This window comes from Bacillus sp. ISL-35, assembly GCF_018613355.1.
Taxonomy (GTDB): domain Bacteria; phylum Bacillota; class Bacilli; order Bacillales; family Cytobacillaceae; genus Mesobacillus.
Window position 1 is genome coordinate 41,776 of the sequence record NZ_JAGGQK010000012.1, and the last position, 24,899, is coordinate 66,674.

Annotated in this window: 25 protein-coding genes; 8 read left to right on the forward strand and 17 right to left on the reverse strand. The window is 45.4% G+C overall.

Annotation, left to right across the window (positions count from 1 at the left end; genetic code table 11):
- Nucleotides 1-178 precede the first annotated feature (178 nt).
- From J7E38_RS16690 to J7E38_RS16720, 7 genes are all read right to left on the reverse strand, one after another.
- Nucleotides 179-2,362 (reverse strand): bifunctional diguanylate cyclase/phosphodiesterase, encoded by a 2,184-nt coding sequence (locus tag J7E38_RS16690; protein ID WP_214705099.1) that lies wholly within the window; start codon nt 2,360-2,362, stop codon nt 179-181.
- A gap of 341 nt (nt 2,363-2,703) precedes the next feature.
- Complete coding sequence (locus tag J7E38_RS16695) at nt 2,704-3,105, reverse strand: hypothetical protein (protein ID WP_214705098.1); 402 nt, start codon at nt 3,103-3,105, stop codon at nt 2,704-2,706.
- Nucleotides 3,106-3,359: 254 nt separating this feature from the next.
- Nucleotides 3,360-4,553 carry an ABC transporter permease gene (locus J7E38_RS16700; RefSeq protein ID WP_214705097.1) on the reverse strand — a complete coding sequence of 398 codons (1,194 nt, stop codon included), beginning with the start codon at nt 4,551-4,553 and terminating at the stop codon, nt 3,360-3,362.
- Nucleotides 4,550-5,242: an ABC transporter ATP-binding protein gene (locus J7E38_RS16705; RefSeq protein ID WP_214705096.1), complete on the reverse strand. Its 693-nt coding sequence runs from the start codon at nt 5,240-5,242 to the stop codon at nt 4,550-4,552. The genes J7E38_RS16700 and J7E38_RS16705 overlap by 4 nt, the downstream gene beginning before the upstream one ends.
- On the reverse strand, nt 5,239-6,363 hold the full coding sequence (locus J7E38_RS16710; protein WP_214705095.1) for an efflux RND transporter periplasmic adaptor subunit: 1,125 nt from the start codon (nt 6,361-6,363) through the stop codon (nt 5,239-5,241). The genes J7E38_RS16705 and J7E38_RS16710 overlap by 4 nt, the downstream gene beginning before the upstream one ends.
- The gene (yknW, locus tag J7E38_RS16715; RefSeq protein ID WP_214705094.1) at nt 6,364-7,029 is read right to left on the reverse strand and encodes a YknW family membrane protein; all 666 of its coding nucleotides are present in this window, start codon (nt 7,027-7,029) and stop codon (nt 6,364-6,366) included.
- Nucleotides 7,030-7,637: 608 nt separating this feature from the next.
- Nucleotides 7,638-7,871 carry a hypothetical protein gene (locus tag J7E38_RS16720; RefSeq protein ID WP_214705093.1) on the reverse strand — a complete coding sequence of 78 codons (234 nt, stop codon included), beginning with the start codon at nt 7,869-7,871 and terminating at the stop codon, nt 7,638-7,640.
- A gap of 165 nt (nt 7,872-8,036) precedes the next feature.
- Between J7E38_RS16720 and J7E38_RS16725 the strand changes: the two genes are divergently transcribed.
- Complete coding sequence (locus J7E38_RS16725) at nt 8,037-9,770, forward strand: ABC transporter ATP-binding protein (protein WP_214705092.1); 1,734 nt, start codon at nt 8,037-8,039, stop codon at nt 9,768-9,770.
- A gap of 59 nt (nt 9,771-9,829) precedes the next feature.
- Here J7E38_RS16725 and J7E38_RS16730 read toward each other — a convergent pair whose 3' ends face one another.
- A complete protein-coding gene (locus J7E38_RS16730) occupies nt 9,830-10,120 on the reverse strand; it encodes a hypothetical protein (protein WP_214705091.1) in 291 nt (96 codons plus the stop codon).
- A gap of 316 nt (nt 10,121-10,436) precedes the next feature.
- Here J7E38_RS16730 and J7E38_RS16735 point away from each other — a divergent pair, with 316 nt between their 5' ends.
- The gene (locus tag J7E38_RS16735; protein WP_214705090.1) at nt 10,437-11,666 is read left to right on the forward strand and encodes a DUF438 domain-containing protein; all 1,230 of its coding nucleotides are present in this window, start codon (nt 10,437-10,439) and stop codon (nt 11,664-11,666) included.
- Between the two features lie 109 nt (nt 11,667-11,775).
- Here the strand turns inward: J7E38_RS16735 and J7E38_RS16740 are convergent, their stop codons facing one another.
- Nucleotides 11,776-13,023 (reverse strand): MFS transporter, encoded by a 1,248-nt coding sequence (locus J7E38_RS16740; protein WP_214705089.1) that lies wholly within the window; start codon nt 13,021-13,023, stop codon nt 11,776-11,778.
- A gap of 366 nt (nt 13,024-13,389) precedes the next feature.
- Between J7E38_RS16740 and J7E38_RS16745 the strand changes: the two genes are divergently transcribed.
- Together J7E38_RS16745 and J7E38_RS16750 are read left to right on the forward strand one after the other, a co-directional pair.
- Entirely contained in the window at nt 13,390-13,887 is a 498-nt protein-coding gene (locus tag J7E38_RS16745) for a DUF2269 family protein (RefSeq protein WP_214705088.1), read from the forward strand.
- Nucleotides 13,888-13,951: 64 nt separating this feature from the next.
- Entirely contained in the window at nt 13,952-14,320 is a 369-nt protein-coding gene (locus J7E38_RS16750; protein ID WP_214705087.1) for a PH domain-containing protein, read from the forward strand.
- A gap of 273 nt (nt 14,321-14,593) precedes the next feature.
- Here J7E38_RS16750 and J7E38_RS16755 read toward each other — a convergent pair whose 3' ends face one another.
- A complete protein-coding gene (locus J7E38_RS16755; RefSeq protein WP_214705086.1) occupies nt 14,594-14,758 on the reverse strand; it encodes a hypothetical protein in 165 nt (54 codons plus the stop codon).
- A 179-nt stretch (nt 14,759-14,937) separates the two neighbouring features.
- On the opposite strand from J7E38_RS16755, the gene J7E38_RS16760 reads away from it, so the two are divergent.
- The 3 genes from J7E38_RS16760 to J7E38_RS16770 all read left to right on the forward strand — a co-directional run bounded on the left by J7E38_RS16760 (nt 14,938) and on the right by J7E38_RS16770 (nt 15,678).
- Nucleotides 14,938-15,153, forward strand: a complete 216-nt coding sequence (locus J7E38_RS16760) for a DUF1659 domain-containing protein (protein WP_214705085.1) — start codon at nt 14,938-14,940, stop codon at nt 15,151-15,153.
- A gap of 36 nt (nt 15,154-15,189) precedes the next feature.
- A complete protein-coding gene (locus J7E38_RS16765) occupies nt 15,190-15,408 on the forward strand; it encodes a DUF2922 domain-containing protein (protein ID WP_214705084.1) in 219 nt (72 codons plus the stop codon).
- A 69-nt stretch (nt 15,409-15,477) separates the two neighbouring features.
- Complete coding sequence (locus tag J7E38_RS16770; protein WP_214705083.1) at nt 15,478-15,678, forward strand: YvrJ family protein; 201 nt, start codon at nt 15,478-15,480, stop codon at nt 15,676-15,678.
- Between the two features lie 106 nt (nt 15,679-15,784).
- Here J7E38_RS16770 and J7E38_RS16775 read toward each other — a convergent pair whose 3' ends face one another.
- The 6 genes from J7E38_RS16775 to J7E38_RS16800 form a co-directional block, all read right to left on the reverse strand.
- Complete coding sequence (locus J7E38_RS16775; RefSeq protein ID WP_214705082.1) at nt 15,785-16,399, reverse strand: LysE/ArgO family amino acid transporter; 615 nt, start codon at nt 16,397-16,399, stop codon at nt 15,785-15,787.
- Nucleotides 16,400-16,739: 340 nt separating this feature from the next.
- Complete coding sequence (locus tag J7E38_RS16780; RefSeq protein ID WP_214705081.1) at nt 16,740-17,600, reverse strand: AraC family transcriptional regulator; 861 nt, start codon at nt 17,598-17,600, stop codon at nt 16,740-16,742.
- Nucleotides 17,601-17,870: 270 nt separating this feature from the next.
- Nucleotides 17,871-18,599 carry a YwaF family protein gene (locus tag J7E38_RS16785; RefSeq protein WP_214705080.1) on the reverse strand — a complete coding sequence of 243 codons (729 nt, stop codon included), beginning with the start codon at nt 18,597-18,599 and terminating at the stop codon, nt 17,871-17,873.
- Between the two features lie 215 nt (nt 18,600-18,814).
- Nucleotides 18,815-20,428: a hypothetical protein gene (locus tag J7E38_RS16790; protein WP_214705079.1), complete on the reverse strand. Its 1,614-nt coding sequence runs from the start codon at nt 20,426-20,428 to the stop codon at nt 18,815-18,817.
- 2 nt (nt 20,429-20,430) lie between these two features.
- On the reverse strand, nt 20,431-21,210 hold the full coding sequence (locus J7E38_RS16795; protein ID WP_214705078.1) for an ABC transporter ATP-binding protein: 780 nt from the start codon (nt 21,208-21,210) through the stop codon (nt 20,431-20,433).
- An 84-nt stretch (nt 21,211-21,294) separates the two neighbouring features.
- The gene (locus J7E38_RS16800) at nt 21,295-22,029 is read right to left on the reverse strand and encodes a sulfite exporter TauE/SafE family protein (RefSeq protein ID WP_214705077.1); all 735 of its coding nucleotides are present in this window, start codon (nt 22,027-22,029) and stop codon (nt 21,295-21,297) included.
- Between the two features lie 286 nt (nt 22,030-22,315).
- On the opposite strand from J7E38_RS16800, the gene J7E38_RS16805 reads away from it, so the two are divergent.
- The gene (locus tag J7E38_RS16805; RefSeq protein ID WP_214705076.1) at nt 22,316-22,876 is read left to right on the forward strand and encodes a GNAT family N-acetyltransferase; all 561 of its coding nucleotides are present in this window, start codon (nt 22,316-22,318) and stop codon (nt 22,874-22,876) included.
- Between the two features lie 1,026 nt (nt 22,877-23,902).
- Here the strand turns inward: J7E38_RS16805 and J7E38_RS16810 are convergent.
- Nucleotides 23,903-24,880, reverse strand: a complete 978-nt coding sequence (locus J7E38_RS16810; RefSeq protein ID WP_214705075.1) for an aldo/keto reductase — start codon at nt 24,878-24,880, stop codon at nt 23,903-23,905.
- Nucleotides 24,881-24,899: the final 19 nt, after the last annotated feature.

The following is a 24,899-nucleotide window of genomic DNA, read 5'->3' on the forward strand; positions in this document are numbered from 1 at the left end:
TATCAAGTGTTTCTTTTTCAGAATCAACACCTCAGTATACTATCAGCTGCCTTTGCCGATTTGCTTTTTATAATATATTCTATGATGACGTCCCGATACCTTTGTCTTTATATTTCATCTATGACGACAAAAAACCCGAGTATAAAACTTGGCGTTTTATACTCGGGTTCGCTCTTACCTACAAAGAAGGAACTTTTATTAGGGTAAACTCTTCAGCCGGCACCGGCCTGCTGAAATGATACCCTTGTGCTTCATTGCATCGATGCTGTTTGAGCAGACTCAGCTGGTTTTCTGTTTCCACACCTTCAGCGATGACGGATAGGCCAAGATTATGTGCCATCAAGATAATGGTGGTGGCAATGTTTTCATCGCTTTTATTTTCCGCAATATCCCTGACGAAGCAGCGGTCAATTTTCAGGTGGTCGATCGGAAATCTTTTCAGGTAGCTTAACGAGCTGTAGCCTGTCCCGAAATCGTCAATCGAAATACTGACTCCAAGCTTCTTCAACTCTTGCAAGATGACGCTCGCTTTTTCCACGTCCATCGTCATGCTTTCCGTAATTTCAATCGTGAGGAAATGCGGCTCGACTCCAGCAAGCTCCAGGGCTTCCCTGATCATTGAAATTAGGTTTGGCTGGTAAAATTGCCGGATGGACAAGTTAACCGAGATGGTTAGACCCTTCATTCCATTCGCATGCCAATCTTTCAGCTGCAGCAAGGCCGTTTTCAGCACCCACTCACCAATCGGAATGATTAGACCCGTTTCTTCGGCAATCGGAATGAACTGGTCTGGCGGCACCATGCCAATCCTTTCATTTTCCCAGCGAATAAGGGCCTCCGCTCCTTTGATCTCATGTCTGCACAAGTTCACAATCGGCTGATAATGCAGGACAAACTCATCCCGCTCAATCGCTTTTCGCAACTCGTTTTCGATTTGCATTTCCTCATATGCTCTAGCATCCAGCATCACGTCATATGCCTGGAAGTTATTGCGCCCTTGCTTCTTTGCCTGGTACATGGCGACATCTGCTTTTCGGAGCAGCATCTCCACGTCCTCGCCATCTTCTGGATAAAAACTCATGCCGATACTTGTTGAGATAAAAATATCCGTGCCGTCTATCACAATAGGCTCCTCTAAAGTTTTCAGGATGTCACGGGCGATGTCTTGAGCTTTTTCTTTCGTTGTATGTTCCAGTAAAATGGTGAACTCATCTCCCCCCTGTCTTGAGAACAAAGCACCTTCACTAAGAATCTGCTTAAATTTATCAGAGACTTCAACCAGCAGCCGGTCACCTATCGAATGACCAAGCGAATCATTCACAAACTTGAAGCGATCCAGATCGAGGAACATCAGGCATAGCTTTTCTCCATCCTCCACCTTTGTCCCGCCAATCGCCTTCTTGGCCTTTTCATCAAAAAAGCGGCGATTAGGCAGATTCGTGAGGGCGTCATGATAGGCCATAAAATCAATCTTCTTTTTGGCATGATAATGCTGGATGACCAGACTGGTGAGATTCGTCGCTTTCTCAATAATCTCCCTTTCACTTTCCCGAGGGGAACTCGCTCGGCAATAATAAAGGCCAAACGTGCCAATTACCTTATGGTCATCGTCAAAAACCGGAGAGGACCAGCAGGCTTTTAAATTATAGGAAAGTGCAAGGTCGCGATAGTCCTTCCATAAGGGATTGGTCTCTATATCGGTGACCACCACGGATTCCTTTATATAGGCAGCCCTTCCGCAGGAGCCAACATTTTCGCCAATTGGGATTCCATCGACGGCTTTGTTATATGCTGGCGGCAAATTGGGAGACGAGCCGTGCATCAGCCGTTTCCCCTCCTCGTCGGCAAGGAGGATCGAACAAGGCGCACCGTGCGTGAAGCTCTCGATAAAAAAAACAATCTCATCGAGCACTTCCTGAAAAGAGGCTCCTTTTGCCATCATTTTCAGGATGCGGTTCTTCCCGCTCAACATGTCCTCAAGCCTTTTATTTTTCGAAATATCCTGGGCACATCCCACCACACCGAGGATCTCTTCACCAACCTTGATTGGCACCACCGTAAGCAGCAAATTCACATGTTCCCCAGAATCTCTTTTTATAATAACCGTTTCAAAACGCTCCCGCTCACCATTGATCACACGATTAAAATGCCCGATTGTCTCCTCCAGAAAATCCTCGTGGACAATCGAAACGAAGTTCATTCCCAGTGCTTTATCCAGCGGGTATCCGGTGACCTCTACGGCCGTCTCATTGAATAAAATGAAATTCCCATCTGTATCAAGAGCATAGCAAGCATCATGATTAAAATTGAATAATGATTGATAGACATCAAAAAGAGAGCTGCTATTTATATCTGGCTGCATGAAAATCACCGTCCCTTTTAAAATCAGCAGTATATACATGTCCTTGTATATATATCGACACTCCCTGACTATGGTTACACTGGTATTTGTTTACAATTTGGATTCACCTGCAAAAAAAGCCCTTTAATCAAGGGCTTTTTCATGGACCTTTATTAAATTTTGAACCTATTTCTTTTTCCGGAAGAGCGGAAATTGCTCCTTTTCCAACAACAGCCCCGCTGGGATGTCTTTCTGATTCTTTCCAACCACAGACAGTTTCCCGCAATTCGAGAAAAAAGCCCTGCTTTTCAGAAAGTGAAAATCGTGTAAGAGGATAAAAACACTCTTCTCCTTCCGGATGGCTAATATTTCACAAATGTTGTGATACTCCGCTTTGAAGCAATCGTCTTTCTGGCAAGCTCTTCCTTCCAAGACTTCTCATTCAGCTGATATTCTCCATATTGATCCTTATAAGTTTTTTGATAGAGATTGATGGTCTTGGCCTCTTCTGGATGGTTGGAAGACAATGCCCTTCCCCATTTTCCTTCTTCATAAATATAGTGCTCGACCACATCGCCATACTCCATGAAGCCATCGAGAAAATCCAGAAACTCCATGTCTTCCCCTCCGAATTCATACACATAAGGAAGAGAAAGCGGAAGTTCCTTTTTATAGGCCTCCCCGCTTAAAAATGGGAAATCATTGCCCTCCTTGTGGAATACTTCTATTGGTTTCATCGTTGCGATGAAATAATGACACGTCATAACGCCCACATCCTTATTTTTTGCGGTCCGGAAACAAGTAATAGCAGTTGACTTTACTCTTTTATAGCGAGTTTTTTGATTTTTATAGCGAAAAATTCTTTTTTATAGCGATTTTCTGATTTATATAGCGAAAAATTCTTTTTTATAGCGATTTTCTAATTTTTATAGCGAATTGGAAATTTCCCGGCCTTTTTTCCAGTTAAAAATGCAGCGAGAACCTTTTCAGGCACCCGCTGCCATTTACCGCCCGATGTCTACTCATATCTCAAAGAATCAATCGGATCGAGTCTTGATGCTTTATTGGCCGGCAGCAGTCCGAAGACGACGCCGATGATCATCGAGAACAGCATGGCGCCGGTCACGACTTGCCATGACACAAGCGATGGCCAGCCGGCAAAATAGGAAATCAAGGATGCGGAACCCCAGCCGAGCAGGATGCCCAGTACGCCGCCGATCAGCGTCAGCGTGACGGATTCAATCAGGAACTGGGTCATGATCTGAGACCTGGTTGCGCCGAGTGCCTTGCGGATGCCGATTTCCCGTGTTCGCTCGGTGACCGAGACGAGCATGATATTCATGACGCCGATTCCGCCGACAAATAGGGAAATCCCGGCGATGCTGCCAATGATCAGTGTCATCACCTTGGTAATTTTGCCGATTCCTTCAGCCATCTCCTCCATGTTGATGACCATATACGAATCCTCGGTGTCATGCATCTTGTTCAAAAGGTCGGCCGCCTTTTTCCCGGCGATCTGGAGTTCATCAGCTGACGCTGCCTGAAGGGTGACCTGGTTAAAATCGCTTTTGCCGTAGATGACCTGCCATGTTTTTGCGGGTACGTATACTTGCATTGCCCCGAACGCGAACAGGCCAGACGGCTTCTCAAGCACGCCGACGATTTCAATCGGCTGGACACCGATTCGAATCACCTTGCCAATCGGTGATTCGCCTCCGAACAATTCCTCCTGCATCGAATAACTGACAATCCCGACCCTTCTGCCGCCGAGAAAATCAGCTGATGTGAAGCTCCTGCCTTTTTCCGTCTTGATATCGTTCATTTCAAAAAAGGCTGCACTCACTCCTGTTGTCGAGGCGTCCACTGTTTCTTGCGCAAATGAGGCCTTGGAAAGCTGAGAGCTAGACGCTACCACCTGCTTGATCTCCGGTATTTTTTCCAGCGCCCGGATATCCTCCTGTTCAAAAGGAGCTTCGCTGAAAATATTCGGGTTGGCCTGGATTTCTTCGTCAGATGGCTGGTAAAAAAGTTCAATTGTGTTGCCCGGTCCGGTCAGCTGCGTTTTCAGCATCGCTTCCCCGCCCTGGCCGATGGCAACGACGATGATGACCGCCCCGACACCGATGATGATACCGATCATCGTTAAAATCGATCTCATCTTATGCGCCTTCAGCGATCCGAGAGCCATCCGCAGATTCTCCATCATGTTCATGACCGCACTCCCCTTCCGGCTGGTGTGGAAGATACAATCAGCCCATCCCTGACCATGATGACCCGCTGCGCATATTCCGCGACTTCCGATTCGTGCGTGACCAGGACGATCGTCGAGCCTTCCTCATTCAAGCCGGTGAACAGCTCCATGATCGTCTCGCTCGTTTTCGAATCAAGCGCGCCAGTTGGTTCATCAGCGAGGATTATCTTCGGTTCATTCACAATCGCCCGGGCAATCGCAACACGCTGCTTTTGCCCGCCGGACAGGGCATTCGGAAGATGATCCATCCGGTCGCCAAGACCAACTTTCTCGAGCGCAGCCCTCGCCCTTTCCAGCCGCTCCTTTTTCGAAATGCCGCTGTAAATCATCGGGAGCTCGACATTCTGCACTGCCGTCAGCCTCGGAAGGAGATGGAACTGCTGGAACACGAACCCGATTGATTGGTTCCTTACCTTCGCGAGCTCTGTATCCAAATAGCGCGAGACATTTTCACCGGCAAGCTCATATTCGCCGGCAGTCGGTTTATCAAGGCAGCCGATGATGTTCATCAAGGTCGATTTGCCCGAACCTGAGGGCCCCATGATAGCCACACATTCTCCCGACTCGATATTTAAATCGATCCCTTTTAAAACGTCAATCGTTTCCCTGCCGACTTCAAACGATTTTGTAATCTGTTTCAGTTCGATCATTTTACTTCCACTTCCACTTCCAATCCATCCTTCAGCTCGTCGGATGGATTGACAATGACCTGGTCTTCCTCGCTCAAACCGCTGACGACTTCCATTTTGCTGCCGAAAGCGATTCCTGTCTCTATTTCCTGCTTGTGGCTTTTCCCTTCTTTTAAAAGAAAAACATAGGCGGTATCCTTGTCAGTCAGTACTGCTTCCGCCGGAACGGTTAGTGCCTTTTTCCGCTCAGTCTCGACCTCCATGATCAGCTGGAAGCCCGGATTCAACTCCATGCCTTTGACTTTTACCCTGAGTGGATATTGTGCGGCGGTATTCTCACCCATGACTGCCGGCTGGGACTCTTCTGGAAAAATGGCCACATCATCGACCACACCCTTCCATTCCTGATCTGGCAGCACATCGGAACGGAGCACGACCTTCTGCCCTTCTTTTACCTTCATGCTGTCAAACTCAGATAAATAACCCGAGGCACCTTTTGTCTCCAGATTCCCGATATGGATGACCGGTTTCACTGCTGCAGCGGGATCCGCCGTATTCTCTTCATTCACCTGAAGGACCACGCCATCTATTGAACTTTTAACCTCTAAATCTTGTAAACGCGATTCTGCATCCTTCTGTTGAAGCAGCACCTGCCTGAGGTCGATATTCGCCAGCCTTTTTTCTGAATCAAGCTGGTCGATTTCAGCCTCGGTCTGTTCTTTGGCCGCCTTCTTCCCAATTTGTTTGCTAAGCTCAGATTCTTTCTCCCGGACATCTTTTATCTTTTTATCCAGCTGGTTGATCCTCAGGTAGCCTGATTCGGCCTGAAGTTTCACCCGCTCCAGCTCAAGGTTCAAGGCACTGGCATCATACTTTGCCAGCACTTTCCCTTTTTTGACCTTTTCGCCTTCTTTTACGAAAATCTCAGCCAGCTTGCCTTTTTCCGGGGACGCGGGGATTTTCTGTTCTTCTTCGAGAATCACAGTCCCCGGAATCATGATTTCATCCGCAATTTCTTCCATAGCCGGGTTTTCCACCGTCACCGTTGGCCCCTTCGCAAAAGCCTGCCTGTAAATGCTCACCCCTGCCATCAGCACAACCAGGCTGGCGACACCAATGGCAATCCAGATTTTCTTATTCATTTAGACACCCATTACATTGGAAAACATCGCTCCAAGGATGGCGAAACCGATGCCAATCAGGAAGAACACGATGGCGATGCCCCATGCCCAGCCTTTTGACAGACCCGCAACGCGATGAAGACCTATCGCTGTTAAAACGGTCTGCCAGATGGAGAATACCTCAATCGATCCAAGTACACCAGCCTTTTCGCTGTTCACTAGACCCGCAAGGCTCGTAATGAAAACTTCTGGATTTCCGCCAATCGCCGCTCTTAATGCCATATTCAGAACAAGTCCGACAGCACCAATGATCATGATATGGGTGTTCATGGAAAACAGCTGTTTGAACTTCACATCAGATCCGGCAATTTTGGTAAAAATCAGGTAAATCGCACTCGAGATCAGCACGACGAACACCGGCGTCAGAATTCCCGTCACCGCAACCGAAACCTTGGAAAAAGCCATAACCATCGCGATCTCTTCTTCACTCATTTCCTCCAGCCCCAGATATGAGGCATCCATCGATAAAGTCATCAAATACATGCCAATCGAATACACAATACTCACAATAATCAACGGAACCCAGATTCTAGGATTTTGACGAATCCGGTCAAACTGCTCACCAGGACTCCAAAACATTTTGATCAATCTCGGTTTCTCCAATGTGCTTTTCACTTCTTGTTCCATACAATACACTCCCATTCTTTTTAAGCCTTTCGTTTTCCTTTTACGAGATTAATATGTAAAAAGTTTCAAAAAAAATCAGATTTTAGAAATTATCCGGGATAAAAGCTCTATAATTTACTGCAACTGATTCCGCCATCGTAGGGGGTGAATTAATGACACCCTTATGCCTATGTTTCCTTCCTCATAAGGGTATCTTTCTGACTTAATGACACCCTTATAGCGCTGTTTCCTCACTCATAAGGGTATCTTTCTGACTTAATGACACCCTTATAGCGCTGTTTCCTCACTTATAAGGGTATCTTTCTGACTTAATGACACCCTTATAGCGCTGTTTCCTCCTTTATAAGGGTATCTTTCTGCCTTAATGACACCCTTATAGCGCTGTTTCCTCCTTTATAAGGGTATCTTTCTGCCTTAATGACAACCTTATAGCGCTGTTCGCTTCCTCATAAGGGTATCTTTCTGGTCAAACGAATGGCGGTTTATCCCATTCTTATCCGCCAAGACAAAAAAACGGCAGACATCCCGATAACACCGAGTTTGTCTGCCGCTTAAACAACCTCAATTAAGAGATTGTTCATATGAAATCTTCATTTTTGCTCATTGCACTATCTTCCGAAACAACAACTCCATAACATTCGAATGAGGCAGTAGGCAAACAGGATGACCACGATTAACCCGATGACACCTACAATGGTATTAATTGTAGTAGCCAATGCGCCAAGTGCAGCCAGTAAAACAGCAACCAATCCAAAATAAGATAACAGGATCAATCCTACACCTACCAGGATTCCAAGAAACAAATCGAACACGCTGCATGCAGCATGAACACCGTTACTCATATGATTCACCTCCAAACTATTGTTCATCTTTATGATATGCATGGACTTCATTGCTTGTTTAAAAAAGGGGCGTTTTGGATGCATTTTTATGCCATGCACCCATATTTCCATCTGTGCTGAAAGTGGTTTATGATGAAATCAACCAGAACGAATAGGAGAATAGTAATGGAGAAACAGCAATCAAGCTTAAAACCCTTCTTATCACTGATTCTATCAACGGATATACCAAAGGGAGCTCTTTTTACAGGGATGGCGGCGAGTGTCATCACGACTCTGGCGGGCCTGGTTGTTCCGCTTCTGACGAAGAACCTTGTGGATGGTTTTTCTGTGGAAGCAATCAGCCTTCCGCTCATCCTTGCCATTGGAGCTGCTTTTATCATACAAGCGCTAATCAGCGGGATTTCGATTTACCTGCTTAGTTATGTGGGGCAGAAAGTGGTGGCGCGCCTGCGTGAACGGATGTGGTCAAAGCTGATCCGGATGCCGGTGCGTTATTTTGACAAGCAATCCAGCGGTGAAACGGTCAGCCGAATTGTCAATGACACCAGCATTGTCAAGGAGCTGATAACGAACCACTTCCCGAATTTTGCGACGGGCATTATCTACATCATTGGCGCTGTCGTGCTTTTGCTTGTGATGGATTGGAAAATGACGTTGCTGATGCTCATTTCTGTTCCTTTGACGCTTGCCATCATGATCCCGCTTGGCAGGAAAATGGCCAAAATTGCCCGGGGACTGCAGGATGAGACCGCTGTTTTCACCGGTCATATCACCCAGACACTTGGGGAGATTCGGTTGATGAAGGCTTCGACTGCTGAAAAAATTGAAGAAGAGAACGGTGTTAACGGAATCGGCAAACTATTCAACTATGGCTTGAAGGAAGCAAGAATTTTCGCCTTGATCGGGCCGATCATGCAGCTGATGATCATGGTCGTGATCGTCATCATCATCGCCTATGGAGGTATGCGCGTGGTGAACGGAACGATGTCGACAGGTGCGCTCATCGCCTTCCTGCTTTATTTGTTCCAGATCATCATGCCAATCACCTCATTTGCGATGTTCTTCACCCAGCTGCAAAAAGCGAAAGGGGCAACTGAACGGATCATTGAGATCCTGGACCAGCCTCTTGAGGAAAATGCTGAAGGCGTTGAGATGGACATCAGCAATAAGCCTATTACGGTTGAACAGGTTTCTTTTGCTTATAGTGAAGAGGAATCGGTCATTGAGAGAGTTTCGCTTGAAGCACAGCCAGGGCAGATGGTTGCCTTCGTGGGACCGAGCGGCGGTGGAAAAACAACGATGTTCGGTCTGATTGAACGGTTTTACGAACCAACCCGTGGAGAAATCAGGATTGGTGATACGAACATACAGCAGCTCTCGCTGAACTCGTGGCGAAGCCAAATCGGCTATGTCTCTCAGGAAAGTGCGATGATGGCCGGAACGATTCGTGAAAACCTATATTACGGATTGGAAAATGGAGAAAAGATTTCCGATGAACGTTTGTGGGAAGTGGCAAAAATGGCGTATGCCGACCAGTTCATCGCAGATTTCCCAAAAGGTCTAGATACCGAAGTCGGCGAACGGGGCATCAAACTGTCAGGGGGACAAAGGCAGCGGATCGCGATTGCCCGTGCGTTCCTCCGCGACCCGAAAATCCTGATGATGGACGAAGCGACCGCCAGTCTCGACAGCCAGTCAGAAGGGATAGTCCAACAGGCACTCACCAGATTGATGGAAGGCCGGACGACATTCGTCATCGCCCACAGACTTTCTACCATCGTCAATGCCGACAAGATTGTTTTTATTGAAAAAGGACGAGTGACCGGAATGGGGACACACCAGGAACTGATCCAGTCGCATGACTTATACAGAGAATTCGCCGAGCAGCAGCTGGCATAATATTTAAAGGAGTTTTCTTTCATGGTACTGTGGAAAGAAAACTCCTTTTTTCATCAGCCTCAAAACAAACACTTTTTTGCAGTCTGTATGAATTTCAGACCATCTTTATAGTGAAGATATCTTAGACTATCCTCATGAATGAATTCCTCTATCTTTTGCCAGGTTGCTAAATCTTTTTTTAAATAAACCTGTTCAAGATCCAATATTTCCTTTTTTAACCTACTATGAAACTCATCATTTTCTAAATCCAGAAAATCATGAAACCGCTCTTCTAAAAAATCATCATATGACTGGTTGTAGTATCCATCAAAAAAATATCTTAAATAATAAAATCTCTCGTGTAAGTTCATCGATAGCCCTCCCTAAACCAAAATAACCTCAACCGTGGTCTTCCAATACTGTTTAAGGAAGCTGATGGTTACGCCCTACTTCAGAATAGCTAACATCGTTTCCTTAAAACTTTCATTAACAAATTTCATTGCTAAACCTTTGATTTTCCCACCAATCATCTTTCATTCATCATATCATATCCACTCCCAGGAAAATTTCTCTGAAAAAAGCTGTTATTGATGATTTTAATCACAACTTCATTTTTCAGTAAGTGTTATTTTAATCATGAGAAACATTATCAATGCAGTCTATTCACACTCTAGGAGGAGCTTGAACATGAGTGAAATGATAAATAACCGTGAACTGAAAGCGATGGATCCTGAAAAACGCCAGGTGATGTTGAAGCAGCTTTTCAAAGATTTGCATGATGGGAAGAATGCGAATGAAGTTAAAGCCCATTTTGATGCTTTTATCGGAAAAATAACCATCGATGAAATTGCCGGACTCGAGCATGTTGAGCTGACGGAAGGAGATTTGTCAGTGGCGGAAATGCAGCGGATCTATTCCGCCCATGCCGAAATGTTTAAAGGGGCGATCGAACAGCCCTACTCCATGAATGGACCGGAGCATCAGCCAGGACATCCCGTTCACACATTCGAACTGGAAAACCGTGGGATTGAACAACTTTTGGAAACCAGGCTTCAGGTTCATCTAGAACAATTCGCAGAAGATGACAGCCCGGAAAATATCAATCTTTTACTGGAAGACTGCAATCTGCTCTATGACATCGATAAGCATTACAGCCGAAAAGAGAACTTGATTTTCCCTTACCTTGAAAAGTACGGAATTTACGGTCCGACCACGAATATGTGGAGGATTGACGACTTCATCCGTGACGGTATCAAGCTGGCAAAGCAAAAACTGGCCAGTTATGATGGCGATAAAAAAGCCGTCATCGAAGAAGTCCAGTTTGTCCTCAGGGAAGTAAGCGAAATGATCTATAGAGAAGAAAACATCCTCTTCCCGATGGCCCTGCAAAATTTTACCGAAGATGAATGGGTAAAAATCGCCCGGGAAAGCGATGAGATCGGCTATTGCCTGACTGCTCCCACAGAGGAATGGAAGCCTGCCCGGAAACCTCTTGACGCTGATGCAATTTCAGAAGGCTATATTAAAATGGAAACGGGAATCCTTTCCCTGAAGCAGCTAGAGTTGCTGCTGAACCATCTTCCGGTCGATATCACCTTCATTGACGAGGATGATGTTGTCCGCTATTTTTCACACGGAAAAGAAAGAATCTTCGCACGCACAAAAGCCGTCATCGGCCGGACCGTCCAGAACTGCCACCCGCCAAGAAGCGTCCATGTCGTCGAAGACCTACTGCGCGACTTCAAATCAGGCATAAAGGATACCGAAGACTTCTGGATCAAGGTCCGCGACAAGTTCGTCTACATCCGCTACTTCGCCGTTCGCGACGAGGACAACCAGTACATCGGCACCCTTGAGTTCACCCAGAACATCGATCCGATCCAGGCGATTGAAGGAGAGAAGAGAATTTTGTCTTAACAAGAGATTCTGTCTTAACAAGAAAATCTGCCTTTACAAGAGAATCTATTTTAACAAGAGAATCTGTCTTAACAAGAAAAGGAGGCCCTTAAAAAAGGACCTCCTTTCCTTATACTCCCTCTTCCAGGCTTACCTTCGGATTCTTTTTCATCAAAGGAACCAGAACCATAATGCCAATAAAGAGCAGAACTGCTGCCGTTTCATAAATGTAAACAATAGAAAGATGCGTTTTCAGCCATCCTGCCGCTGACATGGTGATGACCATCGCCCCCATGAAGACTGGGTTCAGGATACCGTTCACCCGCCCAATAAAGGCTTCTTCCGTGTTTTGTAAAATCATCGTATTGATGCCGATGTGAATGCATGGCATGAACAATCCGGAGAAAAATTGTGCCGTCAATGTCAGCCAGAATACAGTTGATAATCCCATCCCGATAAACCCGATTGCACTGGCAGCCATACCGATCGCCAGCAGCACCTGCGGCTGGACCTTCCTTGAAATCGCAACTGTGATGCCTCCGCCCAGAATCATTCCCACCCCAAACGCAGCCATTAGCCACTGCAGCTCTTCCTTAGGCAATCCCAGCCTTTCTGTAATCAGGAATACACCAAGCGGCTGTGTTAATCCGATGGCGAGACCGGCTGCGGCGAAACATCCGCCCAGCAATGACAACGCCCTGCTGTTCAATACATAGCGGAATCCCGCCTTCATCTCTTCCATCAAAGTTGTTTTTGTTTTTTCTTCAGATGCTTCCTTGTCTGCAGGCAGCATCAGCAAGACCGCTGCGGAGCAAATGAAGGCAACTCCCATTACGGCCACAGATGCGAGAATCCCGAAGCGCTGATAGACAAAAGTCCCAAGAATCGGCCCAAGAATCATAAAGAGCGCGAAGACTGTCTGGTACATCGACATCCCCATCTGGACAAGCTCCATCGGAACATGCTGCTTGAACAGCTTCATTCCTGACGGCTGTGAAAATTGCGATAGGATAGAAGAAACCAATGTAGCGAAGAAAATCATTTTCCAACTGCCAAAAAACAACGTCAGCAGCACCGCGAAAACAGATACTGCACTTAACAAATCACACCAGATCATCGTCCTCTTCGGCCGCCAGCGATCCGCAAACGTTCCTCCTATAAACGAAAACAAAAAAATCGGCGCAAATTCGGCAACAGATATCAAAGAAACCGCAATCGGATTTTCGTTCGTCTTCTCAATCACATATAACAGGATTGAATAATTCCGGACCCAGATTCCGATCTGCAGAAACAGCACCGACAGCAAAATTGTCCGTATTACCTGATTTTTAAACAATGCACCCATGCCCACTTTTTGGTCATGCGTCATTTCCGACATAAAAAAGCCCCCTAATCTAAACTGGATAGAGAGGCACTTCAACCACAAAAAGAACACAGAACATACCACGGCATATTCATATTTAACATTGAGTTCTCAGAAGGGCAGGCCTAATCCTATCCAGAAAAATTGATCTATTCCAATTCATTCTCAAACAGGATTAGTTGATCATCGCCCCAAGTCACCCTTCCATAAAATAGTAATACCATACTACCCGAAAACAAAATCCAAATCAATACGGTAGGAAGCATGGGAGCTTAAAATAAGACCACAGCCGTACTGATGTTTAAGGCTGCGGAACATTATAGGATTGTCCCCCTCCTTTTATAATAAAAAGCATCAATAAGCAACCTGGAGGTATAGGACATGAAAAAAATAGGGCCTAAGGGCTTGAGATGGTTAAAAATAATGCACGTCTTTTTGGTGGTGTTATTTTTTGGGGGGATTTTGAGCTCCGTAGCGTTAAATCTCCATATTGATTTCACTCAATATGACGAGGCCTACCTTGGCTACAAAAACATCGTCACCATCAGTGACCAGATTGTCAGATGGGGAGCGATCGGAACCCTGCTGGTCGGCTTCATATACGGCTTCTTCACCAATTGGGGATTTTTCAAGCATAAATGGGTGGGCGTGAAATTCGTACTGTATATCATTCAAACGATTGTTGGGATTTTTGTAGTGGACGAGCTGATGGTCGAAAATATGGAGTTGCTCGAAACACAAAAAGAAGCAGCATTAAGCAATCCCATCTTTATTCAAAATCACGAAACAAGACAAATTGCCGTCTATTTTCAAGTTGCCGTCACCATTTTCATCTTTATCATTTCCTTTTTAAGACCCTGGAAAAAGAAAAAGATTTAGCAGGTATTCCCATTAAAAGACAGAATAAAAGAAAGGAAGATACTTATTTTAGGAGGTTATCGAAATGGTCGCAACTCAAGCAATTTTAGCATGGACATTCATCTCTGAATGCCCGATTCCAAACGATGTGGATGAGCTTTTAGTAGAAGGGGAAAGAGCAGTCGCTGCCTATAAAACCATTCGCGACAGCGCGATTTTCACCAACAAGCGATTGATCGTCAGGGACGCCCAGGGCCTTACCGGCAAAAAAGTCGAAATCTACTCCCTGCCTTACTCTTCCATCAACATGTGGTCCACCGAAAACGCCGGCAGCCTATTTGATGTGAACGCCGAAGTGGAACTATGGACAAGGGCCGGACATATCAAGGTCAACCTCAAAAAAGGCGTCGACATCCGGAAGTTCGATAAGCTGATTGCCGAGGCGCTATTATAACATGAGATGAGAAAGCATTCCTGATTTTCGTGGGCAGGAATGCTTTTATTTATGACTGAACTAAATGAAGTTTGGGCTTTTCCTTATATACCGCTGGGCTGATTCACTAGAGTCGTTCTATCGGACACATTCCACTTCATTCTCTTCCGTTTTGTCCGATACAGCCCTTCTATCGGACACTTTTCCCTTCTTCTCCTCCAGGTTTGTCCTTTAGAGCCCTTCTATCGGACACTTTTTCCTTCTTCTCCTCCCGTTTCGTCCGATACAGTCCTTCTATCGGACACTTTCTCCTTCTTCTTCTCCAGATTTGTCCGATACAGTCATTCTGACACTTTTTCCTTCTTCTCCTCCCGGTTTGTCCGATACAGCCCTTCTATCGGACACTTTTCCCTTCTTCTTCTCCAGATTTGTCCGATACAGTCCTTCTATCGGACACATTCTCCTTCCTCTTCTTCCGTTTTGTCCAATACAGCCCTTCTATCGGATACTTTCTCCTTCCTCTTCTTCCGTTTTGTCCGATAGCAATCAATTAATCTACCTATTTTCTAAAAATATCACCCCGCCCTGTCCTTTCCCCCTCCTCGCCTGTATATAGAAGGTGAAAGGAGGTGAGGCAGATGGCAATGGCGATCTTGAAAGATTCGAATATGAGGCTTGTGTTCGAGGCTGGTCTTGATGAAAAGGGCGAACCGATCTTCAAGGGCAAGACGTACCGCTATGTGAGTAAGGAAGCGACTCCTGATCAGGTACAGCAAGCGGCTGTGGCTCTTGGCGGCCTGAGCGCAAACTCGTTAAGCTCTGTGGAGCGTAACGACAGCTTCGATATCATCTAATCTGGGCATTCTATCAATCTATAGGAGGTGAAACACATGGCTAAAACTCTGGAGTTGCAATTCGCTACCGATCTTGGCAAATTTGCCAAGCTGACGGTTGATAACCCAACAGAGCCGGTCGATCCAGCTGCAGTCAAGCTGGCAATGGAGCAGATCATCGCTTCTAACGCGTTCCGGCCAATGTCCGGCACTCTTGTTGCCGTTGACAGTGCACGTGTCGTCGAACGCAACGTAACCGATTATGAACTGATCTAATAAAGCCTGAGCCGGTCTTATAATGGGACCGGCTCTTGTTATAACTACTCAAGAAAGGAGGAATCGCAAATGGAGCAGCTGATTCCGTTCATCAGCGATGTGGGGTTCCCGATTGTCGTGACACTGTACTTGCTTCACCGGATTGAAGCCAAGTTAGATTCCGTCGTCCAATCAATCCAAAGCCTGCCCGCGAGACTGCAGGAAAGGCACGACCCTGAGACGATTTATCCAGCCAAAGTTACCCAGGACCCAATTCACGAAATAAACTGACCCATCGTTCTGTTTTAGGTGCATCTCTTGATAATGACATAGAAATGGCGTGAAAACTGACTTCAGTTTTTGCACGCCATTTTTGTGTTTTTTTGTTTCACTTGTTTTATAGGTTAAAAGATAAAAACAGATAACCTGCCGCTGCCCACATGACCAAGGCTGATATCTTATTCAGAACCAGCAGGATATTTCCGGACTTATCAATTTTTCCAGTGAGCCTCCCAATAAAGGAAATGGCAAAAAACCAAATCCATGAGACCAAAATCGCTGTAATCGCAAAGATTATTTTTTCTTCCCCCTGATATCGGATGGAGCTTGTGCCAATTACCCCAACAGTGTCCATGATGGCATGTGGGTTCAGTAACGAAACAGAAGCTGCAAATAATATTTGTTTCTTAATAGAAAATCCCTTTGCAATCGAAGCTTTTTCATTATTAGGTTGACTGTTCCAGGTGGACCATCCCATATAGACTAAAAAGATCATTCCTCCGCCGACTAAAATAACTTTAAACCAAAATGAACCCAGAATCAGCAAGGATACTCCTAAAACAGATACCGAAATTAACAGGGTATCACATAAAGAAGCTGTTATGACAGCTGGCAGTACATTCCGATACCTTGGCTGTAACGCCCCTTGATTAAAGATAAAAACATTTTGGACACCAAGTGGCAGAATCAATCCAAGTGCCAGTATAAATCCATGAATAAATGCTTCTAACATCAAAAGCTCTCCCATTTGTTGCGTATTTATAAATCCTATTTTATTTGGAAATTGTTCCTATGTCTCCAACCAATCAGGTGGAATCCAAGCCAACCAAGTTCAATCCAATTATGGAATCACTTTTCACCGAACAGATCCGGTAAAGTGTATTCCTGCCTGTCATTTATATGATAGTTAAAATGCTAATTATTCCCTTTTGAAAACAAAAGCCGGCACAATAGAAAAATGGCGTCAGGAATACCTGCGCCATTTTTCTATTATGCTCGCTCAGAATGAATGGTTTCTTTTAAAATAGAGAGCTTTTCATTTAATCAAACGTTTGATTAATAATCAGAATAAGCTATTTTACCGGTATCCAGATCTCTGAATAGTAATTGAGACCAGCCGAATTCCCTGCTGTATAAACTTCCAGATCCGGGGTACCTGCATGCTGGTATCCACTTGATGGGAACCATTCTGTGAAGATTTGCTTCCATACGTTTTGCATCGCGTCTGGCATCGGGCCGTGGACTTCGAAGATCGCCCACTTGGACGCAGGAATCTCCATTTTCAAATAGCCTTCAGGTGTTTCACCGTCATAGGCAGCACCAACCCAGTAATCCATCTGCTTTTCCTGAACTTTGCCCTGGTCCACACAGACGCCAAGAATACCTTTTACCGGCCCGTTGTTTTTACACAACAAAAAATCACTTGTTCCATCCTGGTTCGCTTTCTCCCACATCTTCGGAATCCCAGCGAGATTTTCCCCCTTTTCATAAGAAAATCCCTGTTTGATCCCAATCACTTCAAAACCTTCTTGTTCCAACACTCTGTACTGCATTGGTTCCGCTCCCTTCAAACTCACCTGGATTCCCAGGCGGCTATATGATTTCAGCTTTCCGGTATATTTCCGCGCTTCACTCGGCGAAATGCCGTGCTGCCTGCGGAAAGCCTTCGTAAAAGCTTCAGGAGTGTCGTAGCCATATTTCAGCGCAAGGTCGATAATTTTCGCGTCACTGCTGCATAGTTCACCGGCCGCCAGCGTCAAACGCCTGCGCCTGATATACTCGCCAACAGAAATGTCCGTCAAAATGGCAAATGTCCTCTGAAAATGAAACGGAGATGAACTCGCCTGTTTGGCAATCTCCTCCACCGTGATTTCCTCGAGCAGATGCTCCTCCATAAAGTCAATTGCCTTTTGTAAAGCTTCAATCCACGCCATACCACTCACTCCCTTAAAAACATCCTATCAAGATTCCATTCAGCCATCCGGTCTATTTGTGCTCACTTATGTCAGTATTTTTCTATAAAAAAGAGCTAATTCCTTTCCACTCACTAAACTTTTATTACCGACCAATTACTTCATTTTTTGAATGCTACACCAGCAACCATGAAAAAGAGACGGATCTTGTATGATCCGTCTCAATTGATACGATTTTATTCACATTTTAAAGGCAACCGCAAAGATTTGCTAATCTGGAAATAACTCACTCTACTTATGATACAAGCCAACCAATCGTTTGCGATTCTCCTTTTTGATCAGCTGCCACATCGGGATATAGGAAAGGCTGAACACAATTAAAGCGGCCACTTCTAGATTCAGGTAGTACATAATGCCTCTGCCGAAAAAGGATAGGATGGTTTTCGATTCAGTTGGGCTGGCCAGGTAGAAGAAGTTCGTGTCAAACAGGAAGTTGAAAGTGAAGATGGGAACGGCAACGATGTTCACAACAAGATAAGAAAATAGAATGGCTTTGCGGGGGACTCTGTAGCCTTCATACACGATGAAATACAATACGGCAATCGGGATGGCCGAGTGGTTGAGGAAATACTCGATAAAATCTATATGAGGAAATGTATAGATCATTTCAGGCGTCACCATCGCCAGAATCGCAGGCAGGGAGCCGATAAAATAGAGCACATAAAAAGCTTTTACATTCTTCCTCAAAAAGATATACATCGCCAAAAACGAACTCATCGAACACAGATGCAGAGGAAGATCACTGATTTGCCACTGGCCGGTCAGAATCAGCCAGGATTGATGTGTTAACTGGCACGCAACCAAAGTCCAGAAAATGGTCCATTTCAAAACATTTTTATGCGGCCTGATCTGCCTTCTGAACAGCACCAGTCCAAAACAGATAGCAAAGAACAGTCCCAAAGTAACCAGATGCTCAGCAGAAAACAACTCAAACCCCTGCATTCCCGTAACGGAAAACATGATGTTATCACCTCGCTGTATTTTAAAAGTCGGTTAACTATAAATATATGCGCGGGATGATTTTTTGAGCACAGGAGTAGATAAAATGGGTGTTCCATGTGACATAGGGGCGGTTCCGCCATCTCGAGTTTTGCACACAATATATTAAAAAGTGCTCTTATAGCGAAAAATGAAGCACAGGGTACGTCCCTGTGCTTCACATATACTTCCCTTCCTTACCTCATCCTCTTCCACAACACCAAATTGACAATCAGCAGCAAAACCGCATACCCAACAACCCCAAAAGGCAGCTTCATTGCTAAGTAGTGCAATCCTGCAAAGACCGGGATGATGAGAAAAAGGAGGAATACCGTAATATCTCCGCTCTGCTTTACGGCGTCAAATGGCTGGGAAAAGGCGAGTTCCTTTTCTCCTGATAAAAAGCACAGCGCTGTGTAGATCAATGCAGCCAATAGTACGGCAGCAAGGTCGTCTGCAATTCTCAGCCCGAACAGGAAACTGAACATAACCGACACGAGCAGGAATAATGGCAGGAACAGCTGGAACAAAAATGCTTTCAATGATGCTTTATTAATGATCGCAGGATTTTCCACAGGAGCGACCCGATAGATCCAGCCTCCTTTATAGGAGCCAGAATGCGCGAGCATCATGACTGAAGTCGGGATGACAAGCATGATGGAATAGACGGTCAAATAATAGCCGCTCGCCCTGAATTCCTCGAAAGTCATCATCGAATAGCTGTTGAACATGAACACGAACGGAATCACCACTGCAAATCCGAGTGAAGGATACACCTTCAGCTTGAAATCGCGCTCATTTTTCATCATGATCCTGGCGAAGCGGAAAAACGGCAGCTCCTCTTTGGAAACCAGCATCGGCATCGAACGGAACAGCTTCCACTTGCTGTCTGCTTTTTTCTTACCAGTCTGGGCCGTAAGTTTTTGCAGATTGCGTTCGAAGTCCGGGATCATTTTCACATAAACGAGGATGGACAAAACTGGCCCAAACACGGCTAAAATCGTCAGGACGATATTCCCGACACTTCTGCTGCCCCCAAGCAGCACATCGAACAGGCCACCAAACCACATCGGCGGAAGCAGCAGCTGCCACCAGGCAAAATCAAGCCGATAATCAAGGTTCACAAGTTCAAACGAACGCGCCACCACTTGATAGCCAATCATCACGCCAACTGACAGGGCTATTTGGACATAATTGATGATGTCCTTAAGCTTTTCCCCATCAAAGTATCGCAATATGAACAGGTACAGCAGGGCCGTAAACGCGATGATGAAGATGTCTGCCAGCACAAATGAAAGTAGCAGCAGCAAGGTGAACAACGGCCCCTTGACGAACAGGCTGACAACCAAAGGAATCAGCGCGGTTGCCATGGTAATATACAGCATGTAAATCGTCACATGCAGCAATTTTGCCATGCTCACCGTCTTCGAATGCACCGGTTTCGTGCCGAGCACGCTTTTATCGCGCAAATCCAGCAGGACCGATGAAAAATCGGAAATCAGTGTCGTCATGATGATGAACATGAAAATGCTGAACAAGATGGACACTTGAAACAGATAATTATCTTGTAAAAATAAAAACGGAATCAGCATCAGCCCAAACAAGCCATAAATCCATAATGATTTGAAGAATTCGTTCTTCTCGGACTTATCCTTCTTCTTCCTGGACTGGTTGAACACCGTCGGCTTCCGGCGCTGGTCCATCGTCAGCTTGACCTGGAGAATCCGCCGCATCGTTTTGTAGTCAACGTCCATTTTTAAAAAGAAAGGCTTGAACAAATCCAGCATCCTTAAAATGAAAAAGTTCTCCATCGTCACCCCTCCCTGACAATGGATACAAATTCAGAGGCGCGGTCCTCATGTTCATGGAACCCGGTCATCTGGTTGAAAATATTCTCAAGCGAGCCCTCTTTGCTCTGAGTCTTCAACTCTTCAAAACTGCCATTCGCAACGATCTGCCCCCCGTGCAGCAAGACAATCCGGTTGCTGATTTTCTCGACGACATCCATAATATGAGACGAGTAGAAAATCGTCTTGCCTTCAGCCGCAAACCGGGCAAGAATCTCCTTGAACACCATCACACTGTTCGCATCAAGCCCCGTCAACGGCTCATCCAGGAACAGCAAATCAGGATTATGTAAAAAATTCGAAACAATCAGCGTCTTCTGTCGCATCCCCTTCGAAAAAGAAGAAATCCTCGAATGGTAGACATCCCCCAGCCCGAACACATCAAACAGCTGCTCCGCTTTCCGGTCCGCATCGTCATAATCCATTCCATACAGCTCGGCAACAAACGTCAAATATTCCTGAGCCGTAAGCGAATCATACATTTCCGACGTCTCGGGAATATAGCCGATTCTCCGTTTGTAGCCAGCATCCTGCCCGGCAATATCCTCCCCAAGAATCTCGATTCTGCCCGAATAGCCTTCCTCAAGGCCGAGCATCAGCTTCACCGTCGTACTTTTGCCCGCACCATTCGGCCCGATATATCCAATGATTTCGCCTCTATTAACCTTTAAATCTATGCCTTTAAGTACTTCTTTGCTGCCATATGATTTAGTCAAACCCGTAATTGATAATACTTCAGAAGACATGACTCTCCCCCTCTTCCATAAATGGATTAAAATACCATATTTATATCCTAACACAGAAAAAGATGCGAAGGGAGGGATGCTTTTTCACACCACTTTTTCTAAAAAGATCTGAACGACTAGCGCTACTGTCATCACCCGCAGTATTGGTTTTACATAGTGGGGTTTCAGTTTGCTGGCAATCCTGACGCCAATCTGCGCTCCTGTCACTGAACCAAGCATCAAGGCGATGGTCACTGGCCAGATCACCGCTCCTGTTGAGATATAGGTGATGGCTGCACCAAAACAGCTTGAAAACGTGGCAAGCCGGACATATCCGACCGCACGGATATAAGCGATGTTCAAATAGCCAAACAAATAAAGCATTAACGTCCCCTGTCCCGGTCCGAAAAGCCCGTCATAAATACCGATCGCATATAACCCCGGGACACTTTTACCAGAAGGCTTCAGCGCCTGGTCACCTTCCATGCTCCCTTTCCCTAAAAAAGAGGCAAAGAAGGCAAAAATCAGCAGGCCGAGAGCTACAATATACATATTTTCACTTGATATTTTTGATGCAATGAACCCGCCGGTCACACCGCCGCCAAGACTGATCGGAATAATCCAGAAGGACTCCTTGAAAGTGATTTTCTTTTCCCTGTATAGATGGAGGAAGCTTGAGAAGGAACTGATCGTATTCGAAACCTTATTCGCTGCAATCGCCGAGTGCACCGGAATTCCCAAAACGAGCATCGAAGGCAAACTGATCAAACCTCCTCCCCCCGCCAAAGTTCCGATTGTAGTCGCTAAAATACCAATAAAAAAGAGAATGATATAATCCATAATTTAACACCTCCTGACATTATTATATTTCTGTTTTCGTAATAAGAAAATTTAATGTTTTTAATGATTAACAATAAGGATTAGTTATAAAGGGATTTGATACGAGGGCTGATCATGCAGAGCTTAGTTTATTTTTACCAAGACAAAGCCCCGATGTTATCAATAGTTTGCTAATTACTCGACAAACCCAAGAACGCGTGACGAGTAAAAAAGGAATTGGCGGCATCCCTGTAGAAATTACAACTACATCTAGAGATGATTATTTATATTAATCGGAGGTTCTCATATGAAAATCGAAACAAAGCCTGTCAGGCTGCTAATTAGCGACAGGGTGTATTTAAGGCCGCTCAGTCTTGAGGATACGGAGACGTATTTCCAACAATTATTTGATCCTGAAGTCAGGAGGCTCACAGGCACAACCCGGGCTTTTACCAAAGAAGGAATTCACCGCTACATTGACGGAAAATCTCAGGATTCATCCACTGTCCTTTTGTTCATCTGCCTGAAGGACACGGATGAGGTCATCGGTGACATTGCCTTGCAGGATATTGATCCAATCAACCGAAATTGCAACATCCGGATTGCGATCGAAAGCAAGTTCCAGGGGAAAGGCTATGGAAGTGAAGCAATGCCGCTCATGCTGGATTACGGTTTTGGCATTTTGAACATGCACCGAATTGAGCTGGAGGTATTCTCTTACAACGCCCGTGGCATTCACGTATACGAAAAACTGGGATTCAAGCAAGAAGGCATCCAGCGGGACTATCTCTACTACAATCATAAATACCATGACTGTATAAAAATGAGCATTTTGGAAGATGAGTTCAGAGAGTTATATATAAAGTGATTTTAGGCAGAGGGAGCAGTTCCCTCTGTTTTTTTATGAGGAGATATGGATGATGGATTGGACGAATGATCGGCGTCACAATGATAAGTATCGTAATTTGTACTCTTTTCTCGCATAAAGGTATCTTCTTGGTTAATGGTACCCTTATGTTGCTCTTTTCTCTCTCATAAGGGTATCTTTCCTGGTTAATGGTACCCTTATGCTGCTCTTTTCTCTCTCATAAGGGTATCTTTCCGGGCCTATAGTGCCCTTATGGTGCTCTTCTCTCTCTCATAAGGGTATCTTTCCGGGCTTATAGTACCCTTATGCTGCTCTTTTCTCTCTCATAAGGGTATCTTTCCTGGATAATGGTGCTCTTATGTTGCTCTTCTCTCTCTCATAAGGGTATCTTTCCGGGCTTATAGTGCCCTTATGGTGCTCTTCTCTCTCTCATAAGGGTATCTTTCCGGGCTTATAGTGCCCTTATGATGCTCTTTTCTCTCTCATAAGGGTATCTTTCTTGGTTAATAGTACCCTTATGCTGCTCTTTTCTCTCTCATAAGGGGATCTTTCTTGGTTAATAGTACCCTTATGTTGCTCTTCTCTCTCTCATAAGGGTATCTTTCCTGGATAATGGTACCCTTATGTTGCTCTTCTCTCTCTCATAAGGGTATCTTTCTTGGTTAATGGTACCCTTATGTTGCTCTTTTCTCTCTCATAAGGGTAGCTTTCCTGGATAATGGTGCCCTTATGCTGCTCTTTTCTCTCTCATAAGGGTATCTTTCTTGGTTAATAGTACCCTTATGCTGCTCTTTTCTCTCTCATAAGGGTATTTTTCTTGGTTAATAGTACCCTTATGCTGCTCTTTTCTCTCTCATAAGGGTATCTTTCCTGGATAATGGTGCCCTTATGTTGCTCTTTTCTCTCTCATAAGGGTAGCTTTCTTAGCTAAATGTACCCTTATACAGTTCCTCACTCTCTAATAAGGGTGTCTTTCCTCAACAAAAACAGGGACAGCACGAAGGCCGTCCCTGCAATTATTGCTAGTTATGGCAAATTCACTCCGCGTGAGCTCACATACAATGAATACCATTCGTCACGGCTGAGGTTGATGTTGACTGCGTCTCCGCATGCCTTGATCCGAGCTGGATTCACGGTGCCGATGACAGGCTGGATGGCGGCTGGATGTCTCATCAGCCAGGCGAGCACGATTGCTTCTGGTGTGGTTTGCTTCTCTTCGGCTAGCTTTTGCACCATCGCCGCAGTCTGCTTGACACTTTCGCTTTCACCATCGATATTCTTCCCAGTATAGAGGCCCTTCGCAAGGGAACCCCATGATTGAATCTGGATGCCCTCCATCTGCATAAACTCTAAAGTTCCTTCTGGGAATGTGTTCTGGCGTGCAGCTTCCTGGTTCACATGGACGCCGGTATCAAGCCAGCCGATTTTATTGAGACTCATTTCCAGCTGGTTGACGATGATTTTTTCATCGGTGTGCTTCTGCAGCAAACGGATTTGACCCGCGCTCATATTGGAAACGCCGAATGAACGCACCTTGCCTGAAGCTTTTAGCTGATGAAAGGCTTCCCCTACCTCAGCCGGTTCCATCAATGGATCGGGACGGTGCAGCAACAGGATGTCCAGGTAGTCGATGCCCAGCCTCGAAAGGATGCCATCGACACTGTCGAGTATGTAGGATTTTGAAAAGTCGTACCTTGTGGGCAAGCCTGATTCCTGATCACCAAATCGTATGCCGCACTTAGACTGGATGATGATTTCTTCGCGAAGTCCCGGCTTTTCTTTTAACACCTGTCCGAAAACCGTCTCTGCTTTTCCCAATGTATAAATATCCGCATGGTCAAACATATTGATTCCTGACTCTAACGCCGCTTCCACTGCTTCATGTGCCTGTTTCACATGCCCCGGCTCGATTGGACTGCGATCCCAGCCCCCGCCAAGACCCATGCAGCCAAAAACAAGCTGCGAAGCATTCAAACCGTTTTCATTAATAGGCAGCTTTTTCAATTCTTCCTTCCTCCTTTAA